This is a genomic window from Marinobacter sp. DY40_1A1 (genome assembly GCF_016597815.1).
GTDB classification, from domain to species: Bacteria; Pseudomonadota; Gammaproteobacteria; order Pseudomonadales; family Oleiphilaceae; genus Marinobacter; species Marinobacter xiaoshiensis.
Window position 1 is genome coordinate 384,411 of sequence record NZ_VCHA01000004.1, and the last position, 19,311, is coordinate 403,721.

Sequence of the window (19,311 nt, forward strand, 5' to 3'; positions counted from 1 at the left end):
CGCTTTTTTGTACCTGCTTAAAACCCCATTAAATGTCGAGGTTGTGCACTTCCAAAGCGTGAGCCTGGATAAAGTCACGACGGGGCTCTACATCATCACCCATCAATGTTGTAAAGATCTGGTCTGCTGCAACAGCATCATCAATCTTCACTTTCATCATGCGGCGGCTATCGGGGTCCATGGTGGTTTCCCAGAGCTGATCCGGGTTCATCTCACCCAAACCCTTATAGCGCTGAATGGTCAGGCCACGCTGCGCTTCCTTCATCAACCAATTCAGTGCGCCCTCAAACGACAACACAGCCTGCTTACGCTCACCACGCTGTATGTAGGCTCCGTCTTCAACAAGGCCATTCAGGGTCTCGCCAAGGCGTGCAATTGAAGCGTAGGACGGTGAGTCGAAGAAGTCATGGTTAAACACGTACTCCGTAGGAATACCGTGTACATGAATGGTTACCATGGGCAGGAACAGGCCCCGCTCAGAATCCTTTTTGACGGAGAAGGTAAATTTGGTTCCGGTGCGGGTGTCCAATTCCAGACCATCACCCAGACGACTTGCCCAAGCAGCTACTGCTTGCTCATCCTTCAGATCCTCTGCTTTCAGAGTATCGTTGTGCAGCATTTGCTCCAGCACCATCGCAGGATACGCGCGGGACAGGCGCTCAATCATCGCCATAACCGCCTGATAATCCTTCACCATGGTCTCAAGGGCAGAGTCCTTGATAGGTGGCGCTTCCGGGTTCACATACAGTTGTGCACCTTCCAGAGATGTCTGGGTGAGGTAGGCTTCCATTGCCTTCTCATCCTTCAGGTACTGCTCCTGCTTGCCACGCTTGACCTTATATAAGGGAGGCATAGCAATAAATACGTGGCCACGTTCGATAATTTCGCGCATTTGGCGGAACAGGAACGTGAGTAGCAGCGTGCGGATGTGAGAACCATCCACATCGGCGTCCGTCATGATAATGATGGAGTGATAGCGAAGCTTGTCAGGGTTGAACTCTTCCCGACCAATGCCACACCCCAAAGCCGTAATGAGAGTACCCACTTCGGCAGAGGACAGCATCTTGTCAAAACGTGCTTTCTCCACGTTCAGGATCTTACCTTTCAGCGGCAGGATAGCCTGGGTTTTGCGGTCTCGGCCCTGTTTGGCGCTACCGCCGGCCGAGTCACCCTCCACTATGAACAGTTCGGATAGAGCGGGGTCTTTCTCCTGGCAGTCTGCCAGCTTGCCGGGTAGGCCGGCGATATCCAGAGCACCTTTGCGACGGGTCATGTCCCGAGCTTTACGCGCTGCTTCACGGGCACGCGCTGCTTCAATCATCTTGTTAACGATCAGTTTGGCTTCGTTAGGCTGCTCTTGCAGGTATTCGGCAAAGCTCTGGTAGAGCTCCTGCTCAACGGCCGTTTTTACTTCCGAAGAAACCAGTTTGTCTTTTGTTTGCGAAGAGAACTTGGGATCAGGAACTTTCACACTGATGATAGCCGTCAGACCTTCGCGGGCGTCGTCACCGGAGGTGCTTACCTTTGCCTTTTTACCCAGACCTTCCTGTTCAATGTAGTTGTTCAGGGAGCGGGTAAGTGCTGAACGGAAACCTGCCAGGTGAGTACCACCATCCCGCTGGGGAATATTGTTAGTGAAGCAGTAGATGTTTTCCTGGAAGGCATCATTCCATTGCATGGCAACTTCAACCACGATGCCGTCTTCCCGTTCCCGGGTAAAATGGAAAACCCGGTTTATAGGCGTTTTATTGGTATTGAGATGCTCAACAAACGCTCTCAATCCGCCTTCGTACTCAAAAATTTCTTCCTTTCCACTGCGCTCATCCGTCAGACGAATGCGAACGCCACTGTTCAGAAACGCCAGTTCCCTGATGCGTTTTGCCAGAATTTCGTAGTGGAACTCAATAGTAGAAAAGGTTTCCGGAGACGGTATGAAATGTACCCGGGTACCAGAAGCTTCCGTATCGCCAACAGGTGCCAGGGGCGCAACGGGCACACCGTGTGTGTACACCTGTTCATACACCTTGCCATCGCGACGGATAGTCAGGGTGAGGGTAGAGGACAACGCATTTACAACCGAAACGCCTACACCATGAAGGCCACCAGAAACCTTGTAGGAATTATCATCAAACTTACCCCCGGCATGCAGCACCGTCATGATAACTTCGGCAGCGGATACGCCTTCTTCCTCGTGGATATCCACAGGAATTCCCCGGCCATTATCCTGAACGCTTACCGACTCATCCGGGTGAATAATGATGCCTATCTCGGAGCAGTGTCCTGCCAAAGCTTCATCGATGGAGTTATCCACCAGTTCAAAGACCATATGATGCAGGCCGGTTCCATCATCGGTATCGCCAATATACATCCCTGGCCGTTTTCGTACCGCATCCAGCCCCTTCAGGACTTTGATATTGGCGGAACTGTAGCTCGATTCACTCATTAGGAAACTCCTGAAGCTTAAGGGCCGGCGCAATCCTGAAGCAGCATTTTGTGCGACTAAAAGGTCGGTAGGCCGGTTTTATTCTTCCTTCAATTTGCCATGTTCCACGTGGAACATTCGGTAATCAGGTATTTGGTTATTCTGCCACAACGACTCCGGATCAGGATGTTCAATGGCGGTAATAAATACCTGGCAACGTAACTGCTGTAACTTCCGAGCCAGCATGGTTCTATGGCTCTCATCCAGCTCGGCGTTAATATCGTCAACCAAGAAGCTTACCTGCTTTCCAAGATCGTTTAACACCATGCTCTGGGCAATCTTCATCAGAATGACGAGGGTCTTTTGCTGGCCGCGAGAAAAGGTTTCCGCCACCGGTCGTCCCTGAAACCTGATGCGGATGTCTGCACGGTTTGGCCCATAAAGGGTATGCCCCATGCGGGCTTCCTGCTCCCTGTGACGTACCAACACATCAGCCAGAGACTGACTCGTGTCCCATCCAGGGTAGAATTCAAGTTTCAGCCCGTCTGTCCAACTCACATCCACTTCGTGAACCAGGCTGTCGAACGCCCTTTTGAACTGATCAAAGGCGGTCTTTCGGGCATCGCTTATTCGTTCGCTCAGTGCCACGTACTGGGTATCCCAGATACGCAACATGGATTCGTCTAGTCTACCATTTCTCAGCGTTTGATTCCGCTGTGATGTGACTCTCTGGCACTGTTGCCAGCTTGAAGCGAAAGAAGGTTCCACGTGGAACACTGCCCAATCGAGAAATTGCCGACGTTTTCCGGGACCTCCCGCGACAATGTCAAACACGCCCGGATCGATTACCGAAACTGGCAAATGCATCGCGAGCGAAGATAAGCTGCGTACACTTTCTCCGTCGACCCGCAACGTCGTTTCTTTTTGCGCAACATCCCGGGAGATCCCCAGGCGATGGGCAAGAGCCCCTTCACCAGGATTATTACGATGGCTGTCAAACCCATGGTCCAGGCCACCAAACACGGTGAAACGCTGCTGGCCATGCTGCACAACTGCCTGATGTCTACTCACCCGGAAGGATCGGCCCAAACCCAGATAACCAATTGCTTCGAGCACGCTGGTTTTGCCACTACCGTTCGCACCGTGAAGAAAGTTGAAAGACGGTGAGAAGGAAACAGGTTCAGTAGAAGACAGGTTGCGAAAAAACTCGGTATGAAGTTTAACCAGCGCCATAGGAAGCAAAGCTCGTCGCGGCAGCAAGAGGAATGGAACGAATCCACGAAAAAAGGCAGCAACTCGCGAATCACACGAATTGCTGCCTTAGTGTACAAAACCAGGCTTGCGAAGGCGACTGCCTTCAGTGAAGCATATTCAGGCGGTCGTCCATAAACACATCCATTTCCGGCGCGAGAATATGTACGTATCGATCAAAATACAGGAATTGTTTCAGAAGCAGAGCGAACTCCCTCGGAAAGTGCAGGCCGTGGCTTTCACCGACCTTCACCATATCCATAAGGATGCTATTCACGTCGTCCTCAGCCTGGTCCGCCTGATAAGGGACATGATCGGGCACCATTTTATCCATTTGCTGGTAAAGTTTGCGCAAATCTGCAGCAAGATCGTGTACCTTCACGGTATGCTTGGTAATCCCGATACGGATCATGGCATCTGCCATGCCCTCGAAATTCCCAACCATCACTGCCGATATAAAATCACTGACCGCTTCCCAGGTGTCTGGGCGAATACGTCCAACAATACCAAAATCAATAAACCCTACGCGCCCATCCTTCAACACCATCAAATTGCCTGCGTGGACATCCGCATGGAAAAACTCGCACTTCGTAAGGCTGGCAAACCAGGTGTTCATGGCCGTGATCAGCGTTCGTTCCGGATCCTTTGCATAACCGCGGATGCTTTCCAGGTCCGTTAAGGGTACACCGTGGAACCGCTCCATCGTCAGGATCCGGCGAGTACTAGCATGCTCATATACCGCTGGGACTGTTGCATCTTCATTATGGGTATCATGAAGGAACTTCCGGAAAACCTTGAGGTTGTTCGCCTCTTTAATGAAGTCACACTCCTCCATCATAGTGCGTTGAATTTCTTCAACGATACCTGAGAGAGACGTCCAGGAGAGCTTGGGTGCGAGGGTTTCCAGGATACGTGCCGATAGGTACAGGAAGTTCAGGTCGGTCAGCAGGATATTTTCAACACCTGGCTTTTGGACTTTGATGACCACGTCTTCGCCGGTCACCAGGCGCGCCGCATGCACCTGGGCAATGGAGGCGGAGGCCAGAGCTACCGGATCAATCTCGGAGAACACTTGATCAATCGGCCGATTCAGCTCTTTACTGATAATTCCTTTTATAACACCGAACGGCAAATTAGGCGTACGATCAAGACAGTACTGAAATTCCTCCACATACTCTTTCGGGAAGAAGGTCGGTGAACTGGCGATGAACTGCCCGAGTTTAATGTAGGTTGCGCCCAGTGATTCGAAAGTCTGGCGCAGCATACGCGGAGCAGGGGGGCGCTCCCCCCTGACCCAATTGACACCGGTTCGGCCGAGTACAGAAAGTGTTTGCCCTATTCTGAATACGCCTTTGATTCCGTTCGTTACGGTGCCCATTTCTTATCTCCTATAGCCTCATCGGCATAACCACATAAAGGCAGCGGTTATCAGTTTGCGATTCGATCAATGCACTGCTGTTGGGATTCGACAGGGTGATCTTTACCTGCTCATCATCCAGCGCATTCATTACATCTATCAGGTAGCCTACATTAAAACCGATCTGTAGTGATTCGCCCTGATAATCCACTGGCAGCGCGTCTTCGGCCTGTTCCTGATCCGGATTGTTTGCAAACACCTGCAATTCGTTTGTGGCCAGGTTCAGCCGAACACCGCGAATATTCTCATGGGACAATATTCCGGCGCGCTGAAGGGTGTTTTTAAGCGTGCCACGATCTGCCAGGACAATCTTGTCACCGCCGCGGGGAATTACCCGGTTATAGTCCGGGAACTTGCCTTCAATCAGCTTGGAGGTAAACGTGTACGACCCAACCGTAGCTCGCAGATGGTTATCACCAATAACCAGAGTAACGGGTGTTTCTACATCATCCAGCAGGCGCGACAACTCAAGCACGCCTTTACGAGGCACAATTACCTGCCGAGGTTCGGCACAACCGGTGTTCAACTGAACGTGGGCCATAGCCAACCGGTGACCATCGGTAGCAACCGTGCGCACGTGGTCCTTATCTACTTCAAGCAATAAACCGTTGAGATAGTAACGCACATCCTGCTGGGCCATAGCGAAGGCAGTTGCGTCGAACATACGCCTCAGTTCTTTCTGCGGCAGCTCCAGCCGGAAACTCTCAGGCTCATCTTCCACATTGGGAAAATGCTCAGCAGGCAGGGTAGACAGGGTAAAATGACTTGCACCACATCGTACATGCAAACGATCGCCTTCAAGCACAAGCTCGATTGGCGCTTCGTCTCCTAGAGACCGGCAGATATCTGAAAGCTTGCGGGCAGGGACGGTGATACGCCCTGGATGGTCAACATGGACAGGTGTTACCCGGCCGACCAGCTCAACTTCCATATTTGTCCCGGTCAGAACCAGGGTGTTGTCTTCGGCTACCAGCAATACGTTGGACAGTACCGGCATGGTCTGCTTTTTTTCAACAACACCGGCAATGCTTTGCAAAGGTATGAGCAGGGATTCACGGCTGATCGTCAGTTTCATGTCACTCAGCTTTCTATTGTTGGAAGGATGAATGTAATTTTTGCTTGAGGCTTCACACATCTTCTGCACAGAAGTCAGGTGGTCAGCAATCTCATAAAGTTCTGATAGTCCTCGCGGATACCAGGATCTGTTTCCTGAAGCTCCACAATTTTCTTGCACGCATGCAAAACGGTGGTGTGATCTCGACCACCAAACGCATCGCCAATTTCCGGCAAGCTGTGATTCGTCAGCTCTTTGGACAACGCCATGGCGACTTGGCGGGGCCGGGTTATCACACGAGTGCGCCGCTTGGAATGAAGATCCGCAACTTTGATTTTATAGTACTCAGCCACCGTACGCTGAATGTTATCTATGCTTACTTGCTTCTCATGCAGGGCAAGCAAGTCTTTCAGGCTTTCCCGAATAAACGGCGGCGTAATTTCCGAGCCGGTGAAGTGAGCATTCGCTATCACCAAACGAAGCGCGCCTTCGAGCTCTCGCACGTTTGATCGTATTTTCTGGGCGATAAAAAAAGCGGCTTCGCTGCTTAATTTAACATTGGTTTGCTCAGCCTTTTTCATCAGAATCGCAACCCGCGTTTCCAGCTCAGGGGGCTCAACCATCACTGTAAGCCCCCAGCCAAAGCGGGACTTTAGACGCTCTTCCATATCCACGATTTCTTTCGGAAACCGGTCACAGGTTACGATGACCTGCTGCCCACCTTCCAGCAACGCATTAAAGGTATGAAAGAACTCTTCTTGTGAGCGCTCTTTACGGGCAAAAAACTGGATATCATCAATCAGCAAGGCATCGACTGACCGGTAATACCGCTTGAATTCATTGATGGCGTTCAGCTGCAATGCCTTGACCATATCGGCAACAAATCGCTCAGACCGCAAGTAAGCAACCTTTGCGTTAGGGTTGCGGCGAACAATGTCGTTCCCGATTGCGTGCATAAGGTGGGTCTTACCCAAACCCACACCGCCATATAAGAACAGCGGGTTGTATGCACCACCGGGGTTCTCGGCAACCTGCATGGAGGCGGCTCGTGCGAGTTGGTTCGACTTGCCCTCTACAAAAGTGTCAAACGTAAAGCCCTCGTTCAGAAAGCTCTGGTGCTTGATATCACCCTCTACCTGAACCGGCCTGCGCCCACCGTTGGATGTGTACTCATTAAGCTGTGCTTGCCGGTTACCGCCTGAAGTTGCTGCAACAACCTTTTCTTCTTCAGTCACCCTGCCACCGGACTCTTCCTGAATCCGCTTGCCGGTATCTTGCTTAACCAGTTCGGAGCGCACAACCGGCTCACTTTCCCGGGGAGCTGAGCCTACTTTCATTCCTACTCGTGGAGCCTGGCCACCGTTTAAATCCTTCAGCACTTCTTCTATACGACGGAGGTACTTCTCATGGACCCAGTCCATCACAAAACGGTTAGGGGCAAACAACATCAGTTGCCCTTCCCGATGATCAGACTGAAGAGGCCTGAGCCAGGTATTGAACTGTTGTGCGGGAAACTCATCCCGGAGTACTTCAAGACATTGATGCCACAGTCTGTTCGGCACGACAGCCAGCTCCCGATAACCCATAATTTTCTCGGACCTGACAACAACTGTCCGATCCCGAAAGATGACCACGGATTCTAACCCGCCAGACCCTTCAGTGAAAGAGCAAAAGGCTCTTCATGAACACCCTGTGGAAATTTATCTACCGATTTATCAATATTTTACAGACTTGTGTACAACCTTGTGTACAGAAAATTCCTGACTGAATAGTTACGCACAACCCTGTGTGCACAACCGATCCTCAGCTCTGTGCACAATCACCTTGTCTTTCGGTGGATAACTCAAACCTCTTCCCTCATCCCTACTTGTCCACAATCCGTTATGAACTCATCCACAGGGCTTAGGGCCACTTTTACGATCCTTTATCAATGATCCAATTATATGATTTTATTAGTATAATTTCAGTTCTCCACAGAAAACAGCCCCTGTAATAACAGTAATAATAGAATTCTTTAAAGAATATTAAAAAGACCTATAACTACTATTATTCTGCTGATCACCTCCAGGTGGCTGGTTTGTTTTCCAACCTCCCCGAACATACAATCCGGCATCGGCATAAGCCCCTACCAATAAACATTGAACCCTCAGCAGAATTTGCATAGAATGCCGCTCCTGTTTTGGCTATTAATTTTTTAAGCCATTTCCTGAATGTCCAACACACGAATTGTGAGATAGTCACCATGAAAAGAACGTTTCAACCAAGCGTACTGAAGCGTAAGCGCGTTCACGGATTCCGTGCCCGTATGGCAACTGCCAACGGCCGCAAGGTAATTTCCCGTCGTCGTGCCAAAGGCCGTGCACGTCTGTCTGCGTAATCTGTCGTTCGCCTCATGAAGGCTTTGAATTTTCCGAAATCACATCGCCTGCTACGGCCAGCTGATTACGGCAAAGTCTTCAACGACGTACAGCTGAAGGTTCCGCACAGGAATTTTCTGATCCTGGCTACTCCGAATAATCTCGGACATGCCAGGATCGGTCTTGTATTTGCGAAAAAGAACCTGAAACTGTCTGTTCAGCGAAACCGGATCAAGCGCCAGGTACGGGAAACCTTTCGTAACCAGCCTGAACTTCCCGGAATGGATATCATCGTTCTTGGACGCCAAGGGCTAGCAGCAATGGACAATCACGCCGTCCGTGCTTCTCTCGATGGTCTCTGGCATCGGTTATCGAAAAAATACTATCAGCTACCGCCATCTCGGCCAGCAGAAACCACTTCTGCCGGTGAGGGAACAGGTTAATGCGAAAGTTGCTTCTTTTTCCCATCCGCTTCTACCAGTATGCCATCAGCCCGCTAATGGCCAGCCATTGCCGCCATTATCCAACCTGCTCACAATATGCTGTGGAAGCTATTTCTCATCACGGTTCACTGAAAGGTCTCTATCTGTCAGTTAAACGCCTGCTGAGATGCCACCCTTGGGCCGAAGGCGGTTACGATCCAGTACCTGGCACTGTAAACTCTGCTCCAGAAGAAACGACCTCCTGTTGCCCTCGGGCTGACCATTCCCCAATAACAACCCAGACCAGACAGTAACTCTATGGATATTCAACGCATCGTATTATTTGCCGGCCTGGCTATTGTCAGTTATCTGATGGTACTTGCCTGGAACAAAGATTATCACCAGCCGGTTCCTACTGAGCAGGTTGCAGAATCCGGGCGTATCCAGTCCGATAACAGTTCGGCTGATGCCATGGTACTTCCAGGCGAGGTCTCCCAGGGGAGCACAACCGCAAATCGTGCAAACGAAGAATTTACAACACCGGAAACTGGCCAATCCGTATCCAGTCCTGCTTCTTCCGGTGTAAGCGTAAGTGATCAATACATCACAATCCGCACCGATGTACTGGATCTGGTTGTTGATCGTGTTAGTGGCAACCTCGTCAAAAGCTCTCTACTTAGCTATAACAAGTCGCTGAATAGTGAAGAACCTCTCACGCTTCTCAACAACACTGAAAACCGTTTTTATGTGCTTGAAAGCGGTTTGATTGGCCAAAATGGCCCGGATAGTGCCAAGAACGGACAAGCTCCCGTATACACCACAGATGCCACTAGCTATGAACTTGCGGAAGGCGAAAACGAACTGACCGTTAATCTCGTTCACACGATGGATAACGGTGTTCAAATCACCAAGCGCTATCAGTTCGCCCGTGACAGCTATGAGATTCGCGTTCGTTATCTGATTGATAACCGTTCCAGTGAGAACTGGCAGGGTAACTTTACCGGCAAGATTGTTCGTGACCAGTCACCAGATCCTACATCTGGCCCCAGCATGGGTATCAAGGCGTTTCTGGGACTGGTGACCAGTTCACCTGAAGACCCTTACGAAAAATATGACTTTGGTGATCTGGAAGACAAGCGCATTAACGAAACAGTCACTAACGGCTGGATGGCATTTTTGCAGCACTACTTCCTTGCTGCCTGGGTCCCTGATCGGGACCAACCCGCACAATTCCAGACCACTCGCCGTGGTCCCCTGCATGTAATGGGTTTTGTATACCCGGCAACAACAGTCGCACCTGGTGAAACAACAGAAATTGGCGCCAGTGCCTATGTAGGGCCGAAGATTATCGATCGCCTTGAAGCCGTTGCGCCCAGCCTCGACCGTACTGTCGATTTCGGTTGGCTGTTCTTCATCTCCTTGCCGCTGTTCATCATCATGGAATGGTTTCACAGCTGGGTAGGAAACTGGGGTGTATCCATTATTTTGCTGACCGTTCTGGTTAAAGCTGTGTTCTTCAAACTATCAGCAACCAGCTATCGTTCAATGGGGCGTATGCGGGCAGTTGCTCCACAGCTTACCCGTCTGAAAGAACTGTACGGCGATGATCGCCAGCGCATGTCTCAGGAAATGATGGCGCTGTACAAGAAAGAAAAGATCAATCCGCTGGGTGGCTGCCTGCCAATTCTGGTGCAGATGCCAGTGTTTATCTCCCTGTACTGGGTACTGTTCGAAAGCGTACAACTGCGCCATGCGCCATTTATGCTCTGGATCCACGACCTTTCGGTAATGGACCCTTACTTCATTCTGCCGATCCTTATGGGCGCCAGCATGATGTTGCAGATGAGCCTGAACCCGACGCCTCCCGATCCCATGCAGGCGAAGATCATGAAGCTGATGCCAGTAGTATTTACCATCTTCTTCCTGTGGTTCCCGGCAGGTCTGGTACTCTACTGGTTGGTAAACAACATTCTTTCGATCAGCCAGCAGTGGTACATTACTCGCAAAATCGAAGCAGAAATGGCCACAAAAAAGCACTGATCCTGTGACCGTTTGATTGTTAAGTAGAGGCTCCGCAAAGGGGCCTTTACTGTTTCAGGAATGCACAAAATTGCTGTGGAAGAGGCATTACCCATGAACCAGAACCCTGGAATCTCCAATACGCCCGACACCATAACAGCCATAGCCACAGCACCTGGCCAGGCTGGCGTAGGAATTGTTCGAGTGTCTGGCCCACTGGCAAAGGACATTGCCACCGCAATGCTGGGGTACACGCCAAAGCCCAGATATGCTCATTACGGGCCTTTTCTGGATAAGAACAGCGAGTTGATAGATGAAGGCATCGGGCTGTTTTTCCCGAACCCGCATTCGTTTACCGGGGAAGACGTTTTTGAGTTGCAGGGCCATGGTGGCACCATCATTCTGGATCTTCTTTTGCGGGAAGTCCGTCGACTCGGGGCCAGGCTGGCTCGCCCTGGGGAGTTCTCCGAGCGTGCATTCCTTAACGACAAACTGGATCTTGCCCAGGCCGAAGCCATTGCCGATCTCATTGAAAGCAGTTCAGAGCAGGCGGCTCGCTGTGCAGTAAGATCCATGCAAGGAGTGTTTTCACGGCGGATCGAAACATTGGTTGAGGCTGTTACACACCTGCGGATTTATGTAGAAGCTGCCATCGACTTTCCGGAAGAAGAAATCGATTTTTTGGCCGATGGCAAGGTAGCCACTGATCTGCAGGCGTTGCTGGCACAACTCGAGGATATTCTGGGCGAAGCCCAGCAAGGCACCATTCTGCGTGATGGCATGAAGGTTGTAATTGCAGGGCGCCCCAACGCCGGAAAATCCAGCCTGCTCAATGCCCTGGCCGGTCGCGAAGCGGCTATTGTAACTGCCATTGAAGGCACTACACGGGATGTGCTGAGGGAACACATCCACATTGATGGTATGCCTCTACATATTGTCGATACCGCTGGTCTGCGGGACAGCCCGGATGAAGTGGAGCAAATAGGTATTGCTCGTGCCTGGGATGAAATACGTCAGGCAGATCGAATTCTGTTAATGGTGGATGCGACCACCACTGAGAAAACCGCACCCCATGAAATCTGGCCAGATTTTATCGACCAGCTACCCGCGGCTGCACCGGTTACAGTAATCCGGAATAAAGTTGATCTGAGTGGCGAAAGCGTAGGACTTTCAGAGGTATCTGGCGACGGTACACCAGTGATTCGACTGGCAGCCAAGTCCACCGATGGTCTGGACGTGCTCAGGGACCATCTTAAGCAATGCATGGGCTTTGCCAGCACCACCGAAGGTGGCTTTCTGGCCCGTCGCCGGCATCTGGATGCGCTGGAGCGTGCAAAGGACTTTCTTGTACAAGGCCAGGCGCAGCTGGAAGGCTATGGTGCTGGTGAGTTGTTGGCTGAAGATTTACGGGCAGCCCAGGATGCCTTGGGAGAAATCACAGGGCAGATTACGCCGGATGATTTGCTTGGAAAGATTTTTGGTTCGTTTTGCATTGGGAAGTAGAAATATCAACCACATCAGTGGACTGTATGGAACACCCATCAGAGATGAGTGGTTTTGATAAGTGTTTCCTGGTGAGCTTATTTGACAGATCCCAACCCCCTGCCTATATGGATATTGGTTCGGCTGAACGGAAAACTCCACCCACGGGGGTGTCTCAGCCATGGATATTTTTAATAGCAGAAACGTCTTTTTTAGCCCATCTATTCGCCCGAGTGGCGCCTTTCCAAGAGTATTTCTTTGGCTAACGCTGATCATGGTGCCGTTACTGGCGTCCTGTGGCGGGGACAACGATAACAGTAATAATACAGCTCCCGCGGCGCTCTCGATTAGCTCGCAGCCAACCAGTCAAACTGTAACAGAAGGTTCGGGTGTCCGATGACAACGGATCTGTTGATAGCGCTGCGGCCATCCTGACGGTAAATGCCGCATTGGCTGCGCCGACAATTACAACTCAGCCTTTGGTGCAGTCAGTTGAACAAGGCCAAAAGGCCACTTTCACGGTGACTGCAGGGGGCGCTGCTCCATTAAGCTATCAGTGGCAACGGGACAATATAGATATTGCAGGTGCCAACGCTGCCAGCTATACCACTCCCGTGCTCACCCTTGCAGCGGACGACGGCGCTGTTTACAGAGTGATTGTGACCAACCCGGTGAATAGCGTTACCAGCAGCGATGCCGTAATTACAGTTACCCAAACACTTTTGGCCTGTTCGGGCGGTGCGCAAGCTGGCTGGTGCTGGATAGAACCCAAACCCCATGGCAATACCCTCCGAGATGTTGAATATCTGGGCGCAGATGTATTCGTGGCGGCCGGTGGCGGTGGCGTATTCATGCGCTCCACTGACGGCGGTGCCACATGGAGCACCAGTTTTGCCATCGGTAGCAGTGTTAACGCCATGCATTTTGTCAGCAGCACCTTAGGATATGTAGTGGGTGATAGGGGGTTTATCGCTCGTACTGATGATGGCGGGCAGACCTGGTTGCCTCAGATAAGCACCGTAGAAACCACCCTGCACGAAGTACACTTCTTTGACGCGAACCTGGGGCTCGCCGTTGGCGATTCCGGGACTATTCTTCATACCACCGACGGTGGCAGCACCTGGACACCGATCACAGTTCCGGCGTTTGGGCACGCTTTTGGAGTGAGTTTTGCTGATGCCGATGTTGCCATGATTGTGGGTTCAGGCGGTGCCCGCCTGCGTTCTGTCGACGGTGGCGCCAGCTGGAACCGGATTGATATACCGGCTGGCTGTCAGACCTGCACTCTGATAAGCGTCACTTTCACCAGCGCCACCACCGGTTTTGCCGTTGGTGACATATCGAGCTCATTGATGCGCACTGACGATGCCGGCCAAACCTGGACGAAGGTGCCGGGAATTAATGCTGCAGGAGGGAGTGCCGACTGCAGATTGGAAGATATCAGATTTTCAGGTACCAATGCCCTGGCTGTATCCACCTGCGGTTCTGTTACACGTTCCACGGATGGAGGAATAACCTGGACCAAATTCCCGGCGGGCGGTAGCAGGTTGGAAACCACCACTTTCGGCGTCGCGTTCGGTACGGGCTCCGCTGTGGCGGTGGCAGTGGGGGGTGAAGGTCAGATCTACCGCACCACCAATGGGGGAACAAGCTGGACCAGTATATTCCCTGAACGTGTGCCACAGGACTTCTATAACGTGTATTACAAAAATGCCAGTACGGCTTACATTCTGGGCAGCACAAGCTATAAGTCAACCGATAGCGGGCTCACATGGGTTGAGGATTCATCGCTACCTAGCGGGCAGAGAGCGATGGCTTCAACCAATGCGGGACTGTTTACTGCGGGGGGCAGTCAAAGTATCTTCCAATCGGACGATGGGGGACTTAACTGGAGCCGCGTTCTTGCTGTGCCGTCTGGTTCCGATCTTTTCACCAATTTTTACTTTTTCAACTCCATGATTGGTTACGCCTATGGTGACGGGGCAACTGTTAAAACAATAGATGGGGGTCTTACCTGGACTTATGTGTTTGGTGGAAGAAACCCCATCGTCGGAATCCATTTTTATACCAACCAGGTTGGTGTGATGGTGAACATTAGAGGCATTTATCGCACCGTAAACGGGGGAGCAAGCTGGTCCGAAGTCCAACGCTCCCTGAAGCGCCTTGCAGGTGCTGCATTCTCGGGTAATCGTGGGGTTGTCGTTGTCTCTAATGGCTCCGTGTATAGATCATCTGATCAAGGAGCAACGTGGATTGAGGCTACCGGAGTGACTACCGAAATCTTCAGAGGGGTAGGAAGTAACCCATCCGGCACTTTATCTATCGCCTACACCGAGTCGGGCAACATGCTGAAGAGTGTGGATGGCAGCAGCTGGAGCAAACTTGCATCGCCAGTGGGTGGCCGGATCAACATGCTCAGTTACTATAACGACTCGTTAGGCATTGCAGTTGGTGATGATGGGGTTATCTTGCGCACAACGACCGGAGGGGAATAAACGAACCCTCTACAAACAACACACCTTGAACTTCCTGCCGCTACCACAAGGGCAGGGTTCATTGCGCCCGGGTTTCAGAATACCTTCATCCGGTTGGCCTTTGAGGTAGTACCAGCGCCCATCTTCCCGCACAAACACGGAATTCTCCTGCAAATATCCCCAGCCCGACCCCATGCGATAAATAGCCTGAAAGTGCACATGGCCTGTATCGCCTGTTTTTCCACTATCCATAATTCGTAGCGATACCCAGTCTGGTGAATCGTCCAGATTCAGCCTGGTTGGTCGCGTGCTTTGGTGCCAACTGGATCGCAAATAATCTTCCAGCTTCAGAGCAAAACCGGTGAAGCGTGAGCCCATGAGCGCTTCAGGGGTTGGGGCAATGTCTCCATCATGGTAGCGCTGACAGCAGTCCGCATAGTTACGCTGGCTGCCACAGAGACAATATGAGATATTGGTTTGATCAGGCATAAGGTTATAACCATTGTGCGTAGGGCTTATGCAGGCAAGTATACCAGCCCGATCTGGAGGCTGATTTCAGCTTTTTTGGTTGAGTGCCTGGGCAGTATCAATTTAGAGGTGATGACTATGTCTATTGAGCGTCTAGTGTTTGCCATTGCAGGAGCGTTTGTTCTCCTGAGTGTTGTGTTGTCGCAATTTCATTCTGTTAACTGGCTTTGGTTTACGGCATTTGTGGGCGCAAATATGCTGCAGGCAGCTTTTACCGGGTTCTGCCCTCTGGCGAAGATTTTGAAGGCGCTGGGTAAGCAGTCAGGAACTGCCTTTAATTGAAGAGGATGTTGGTAACAGAGCTGAATTGAACATGCATTTCAATGCCGGGTTATAACTTGGCTGTATAATCCGGCATTTAAAAATTTAAAGTAATTTAGATATATTTTATTATTGCTTGCTGTAATAAGCAGCCATGTCCGCAATATCTTCATCGGTCAGATTCCTCGCCTGCGGTGTCATAACCGCCGACATTCCTCCGTTGCGTTCGCCGGCACGATAAGCCTTAAGGGCCATCTCAAGATATGCCGGTGCCTGGCCAGCAAGGTTGGGGTAGATCGGGGCTGTGGATTGGCCGTCAACACCGTGGCAGGCAACGCACGTGGTGATTTTTTTTGTAATTGCTTCAGCATCTGCTGCGATTGCCGGCAGAGCAAAGGTGCCAAGGATAATGCCAGTCAGCGCGTGCTTTCTCAGTACCGTTTTCATATCGATCTCCAGAGTCTGAACCATTCCACAGGCTTTCATGTTTGTAAAAGTAAGCGTCAGGACATGCCTTTTTGCAAGGAAGTGCTGAGTATGTGCTTGCTCATATTTGACGTGTATCAAGATTTACCAGGAGATTCTCAGTAATAGGTATATTACGACAACTTCGAAAAAATAACCTATGATAATTTTAAAGGAGTTGCCGATGAAGAAAGCGCACTGATAGTTTATAACATTGTTTCTTATATGATAATTAATGTCATTAACGCTGCTTTCCTTCGCAAGACTGCACATCGGGCAACCCATTAATTTTAAGCGTGACGAACAGGTCATAAACAAGCTGCGGCCGGCCCTGATCGGCACAAAGCGGCAATTGTCGATGAGGAGAGAGTCATGGGAATGTGGAAGCTTAAGCGCCGCGATTTCCTCAAGGGTTTGGGCGCAACGGGTACTGGGGTCATGCTCAGTGGCAATGTTTGGGCGTTGAACCGGCTACAGCCAATAGAAGACACCCTGGCCACAGAATACCCGTACCGTGACTGGGAAGACCTGTATCGCAATGAGTGGACATGGGACAGCGTTGGCCACGCGGCACACTGCATTAACTGTATGGGTAACTGCGCCTGGGACGTGTACGTTAAAGACGGCATCGTTATCCGCGAAGAGCAGATTGCCAAATACCCACAGGTTCACGAGAACATCCCCGATGCCAACCCCCGCGGTTGCCAGAAAGGCGCGATTCACTCCACTTCCATGTACGAAGCGGATCGCCTGCGCTATCCGTTGAAGCGTGCCGGCGAGCGCGGCGAGGGTAAATGGCAGCGTATTTCCTGGGATCAGGCCACGGAAGAAGTGGCGGACAAGATTATCGATATTTTTGTCAAACACGGCCCCGGCAAACTCAAGACTCACCAGGGTTCCGGCAACCAGACCATGGTTCGCCAGTCTGGCCCCGCGCGTTTCGCAGCTCTGGTGGGTGGTATCCAGCTCGACGGCTTTACCGTGGTGGGCGATCTGTTGACTGGTGCGCACCTGGCCTACGGCAACCCGCTGGAGAGTTTCACCTCGGATGCCTGGTTTGACGCCGATTACATTATGCTCGGCATGATCAACCCCAATGCCACCCGTATTCCGGATGCCCACTATATATGGGAAGCCAAGTACAACGGCGCACGCATCACCAGTACCTCACCGGATTACAACCCCAGTGCCATTCACACCGACTTGTGGATGCCCATTGAGCAGGGGTCGGACCCGTTCCTGGCGATGTCCTTTGTTAACGTGATCCTGGAAGAGGGGCTGTATAAATCTGACTTCATTAAAGAGCAGACCGACCTGCCCATGCTGGTGCGCAGGGATAACGGCAACCTGTTGCGAGAGTCAGACCTGGTAGAAGGGGGTTCTGATGAGGTGTTCTACCACTGGGATCTGAACACCAATAAAGCGGTAAAAGCCAAAGGCTCCATGGGTGACGATGATAAAACCCTAAAGCTCGGCGACGTGGACCCGGCCCTTGAAGGTACCTTTACGGTAGAGCAAGGCATCAAAGTTACTACGGTATTTGAACAGGTTAAACAGGAAGCGGCGAAGTACACGCCGGAGAAAACCCGGGAACAGACCGGCATTCATCCGGACATTGTGCGCCAGGAAGCCCGCCATCTGGCCAAGGCGAAGAAAGCCATCATCATGTTGGGCTACATCACCTCCAGCTACTCCAACTGCCTGTATACCTGCTGGGGCTATGCCCTGACGCTGGCATTGACCGGGCATGGTGGTCGTACCGGTGGTCTGGATACCTCCTGGGTTGTTTGGAACCACCCGCGCTGGAGCGAACTGGCAGGCTTTGAAGGCAAGAAATCAGCCCGTCTGGAAGCCGGTGGTTTGGGTGAGTTTTTGCGTGGCGGCATGATGGAAGGCGCCCGCAAACACTTTGACAACAAAAAGCTCAAAAAACGTGTCGGCTTCGATCTCGATGAGATGGAAGAGATGATGAACGAGTCCATGGAAAAGGGTTGGATGCCGTATTACGGTGAAATCAAAGGCATGATTTCTATTGCCGACAACACCTTCCGCCGCAACAAGATGAGCAAGAAGTACCGCGAAGAGCACTTGCGCCAGGCGGAAGAGCTTTACGTGAATATCAACGTGCGCATGGACTCCACCGCGGAATGGGCCGACTACGTGCTGCCTGCGGCCAGCCACTATGAAGCTTGGGACATCCGTACCCAGGGCTATCACCGCTTCGCCAACATCTTTACCCGCTCGGTTGAGCCGGTGGGTGAGTCCAAACCCGACTGGGAAATCATGGCGCTGCTCACCAAGAAGATTCAGGAACGCGCCATTGCCCGTGGCATAGGCCCGATCCAGGATGGTGATGTAACCCGTGATCTGCATACCATTCACGACGACTTTACCCGCCAGGGCACACTGAACACAGACTACGATGTGCTCAAACACATCATCGAAGATTCCCCGGAGTTTGGTGGCGTCACCATTGAAGAAGCCGCGGAAAAGGGCTTCATCGTGATGAACGAACATGCGGGCCTGAACCAGCCATTGAAGCCGGATGAAGGCTATAACCCCTTCACCGCGCAAACTGATGGTAAGAAGCCCTATGAAACCCTGACAGGTCGTATCACCTTCTTCTGTGACCACCCCTGGTTCAAGAAGCTGAACTCCACCGTACCCACAGCGCGTTTGCACGCTGGGCCCAAGGCCTCCAACTACCCGTTGGAATTCTATTCGCCCCACGCCCGCTGGGGTATCCACTCCAACTGGCGCAGTAACAAGTACCTGCTGCGCTTGCAGCGAGGCGAGCCGAACATCTATATCAACCCGCAGTTGGCTGAGCAGCGGGGTATCAAGGACGGTGACACGGTTAGGTTGTTCAACGCCAACGGCGACTTTTATGCCCAGGCAAAGTTCTATCCGAGCATTCCGGTGAACTCCATCATGATGGAGCACGGCTGGGAGCCCCATCAGTACATCCAGCGCAAAAACATGAACATGTCCAATGCCGTGTTCCTGCAGCCGCTGGAACTGGCGGGCGGCTGGGGTCACCTGCAGTTTATCTACGCCAAATGGAATGCCAACCAGCATATTCATGAAAGCTGCTACGACATTGAGCTGGCAAAACATGAAGACATCACCGACCCACGAGCCGTTTAAGAGGAGATAATC

15 protein-coding genes are annotated in these 19,311 nt (G+C 51.6%); 8 read left to right on the forward strand and 7 right to left on the reverse strand.

Annotation, left to right across the window (positions count from 1 at the left end; all coding sequences use genetic code 11):
• Positions 1–28 precede the first annotated feature (28 nt).
• The 5 genes from gyrB to dnaA all read right to left on the reverse strand — a co-directional run bounded on the left by gyrB (position 29) and on the right by dnaA (position 7,706).
• Positions 29–2,443 carry a DNA topoisomerase (ATP-hydrolyzing) subunit B gene (gene gyrB / locus FFI61_RS12580; protein WP_200201603.1) on the reverse strand — a complete coding sequence of 805 codons (2,415 nt, stop codon included), beginning with the start codon at positions 2,441–2,443 and terminating at the stop codon, positions 29–31.
• 78 nt (positions 2,444–2,521) lie between these two features.
• Positions 2,522–3,655, reverse strand: coding sequence for a DNA replication/repair protein RecF (gene recF / locus FFI61_RS12585; protein ID WP_200370827.1), 1,134 nt, complete (start codon positions 3,653–3,655; stop codon positions 2,522–2,524).
• A 124-nt stretch (positions 3,656–3,779) separates the two neighbouring features.
• Positions 3,780–5,051, reverse strand: coding sequence for an ABC1 kinase family protein (locus FFI61_RS12590; protein WP_200370829.1), 1,272 nt, complete (start codon positions 5,049–5,051; stop codon positions 3,780–3,782).
• A 10-nt stretch (positions 5,052–5,061) separates the two neighbouring features.
• Entirely contained in the window at positions 5,062–6,165 is a 1,104-nt protein-coding gene (gene dnaN / locus FFI61_RS12595) for a DNA polymerase III subunit beta (RefSeq protein ID WP_200201606.1), read from the reverse strand.
• A gap of 74 nt (positions 6,166–6,239) precedes the next feature.
• Complete coding sequence (dnaA, locus tag FFI61_RS12600) at positions 6,240–7,706, reverse strand: chromosomal replication initiator protein DnaA (protein WP_200201607.1); 1,467 nt, start codon at positions 7,704–7,706, stop codon at positions 6,240–6,242.
• A gap of 680 nt (positions 7,707–8,386) precedes the next feature.
• On the opposite strand from dnaA, the gene rpmH reads away from it, so the two are divergent.
• The 6 genes from rpmH (at position 8,387) to FFI61_RS12630 (ending at position 14,919) form a co-directional block, all read left to right on the forward strand.
• Positions 8,387–8,521, forward strand: a complete 135-nt coding sequence (gene rpmH / locus FFI61_RS12605; RefSeq protein ID WP_008172542.1) for a 50S ribosomal protein L34 — start codon at positions 8,387–8,389, stop codon at positions 8,519–8,521.
• Positions 8,522–8,536: 15 nt separating this feature from the next.
• Positions 8,537–8,944, forward strand: a complete 408-nt coding sequence (gene rnpA / locus FFI61_RS12610) for a ribonuclease P protein component (protein ID WP_200201608.1) — start codon at positions 8,537–8,539, stop codon at positions 8,942–8,944.
• The gene (yidD, locus tag FFI61_RS12615; RefSeq protein ID WP_200201609.1) at positions 8,944–9,237 is read left to right on the forward strand and encodes a membrane protein insertion efficiency factor YidD; all 294 of its coding nucleotides are present in this window, start codon (positions 8,944–8,946) and stop codon (positions 9,235–9,237) included. Before rnpA ends, yidD begins: the two co-directional genes overlap by 1 nt.
• Before the next feature lie 4 nt (positions 9,238–9,241).
• Positions 9,242–10,963, forward strand: coding sequence for a membrane protein insertase YidC (gene yidC / locus FFI61_RS12620; protein ID WP_200370830.1), 1,722 nt, complete (start codon positions 9,242–9,244; stop codon positions 10,961–10,963).
• A gap of 93 nt (positions 10,964–11,056) precedes the next feature.
• Positions 11,057–12,445, forward strand: a complete 1,389-nt coding sequence (gene mnmE, locus FFI61_RS12625; protein WP_227714877.1) for a tRNA uridine-5-carboxymethylaminomethyl(34) synthesis GTPase MnmE — start codon at positions 11,057–11,059, stop codon at positions 12,443–12,445.
• Positions 12,446–12,813: 368 nt separating this feature from the next.
• Positions 12,814–14,919: a YCF48-related protein gene (locus FFI61_RS12630; RefSeq protein ID WP_200370838.1), complete on the forward strand. Its 2,106-nt coding sequence runs from the start codon at positions 12,814–12,816 to the stop codon at positions 14,917–14,919.
• A gap of 9 nt (positions 14,920–14,928) precedes the next feature.
• Here the strand turns inward: FFI61_RS12630 and FFI61_RS12635 are convergent, their stop codons facing one another.
• Complete coding sequence (locus FFI61_RS12635; protein ID WP_200370839.1) at positions 14,929–15,387, reverse strand: YchJ family protein; 459 nt, start codon at positions 15,385–15,387, stop codon at positions 14,929–14,931.
• 117 nt (positions 15,388–15,504) lie between these two features.
• Here FFI61_RS12635 and FFI61_RS12640 point away from each other — a divergent pair, with 117 nt between their 5' ends.
• Positions 15,505–15,708, forward strand: coding sequence for a DUF2892 domain-containing protein (locus FFI61_RS12640; RefSeq protein WP_200370840.1), 204 nt, complete (start codon positions 15,505–15,507; stop codon positions 15,706–15,708).
• A gap of 108 nt (positions 15,709–15,816) precedes the next feature.
• Here the strand turns inward: FFI61_RS12640 and FFI61_RS12645 are convergent, their stop codons facing one another.
• Positions 15,817–16,134 (reverse strand): c-type cytochrome, encoded by a 318-nt coding sequence (locus tag FFI61_RS12645; RefSeq protein WP_200370841.1) that lies wholly within the window; start codon positions 16,132–16,134, stop codon positions 15,817–15,819.
• A gap of 390 nt (positions 16,135–16,524) precedes the next feature.
• On the opposite strand from FFI61_RS12645, the gene clrA reads away from it, so the two are divergent.
• Positions 16,525–19,299, forward strand: a complete 2,775-nt coding sequence (gene clrA / locus FFI61_RS12650) for a chlorate reductase subunit alpha (RefSeq protein ID WP_200370844.1) — start codon at positions 16,525–16,527, stop codon at positions 19,297–19,299.
• Positions 19,300–19,311 lie beyond the last annotated feature (12 nt).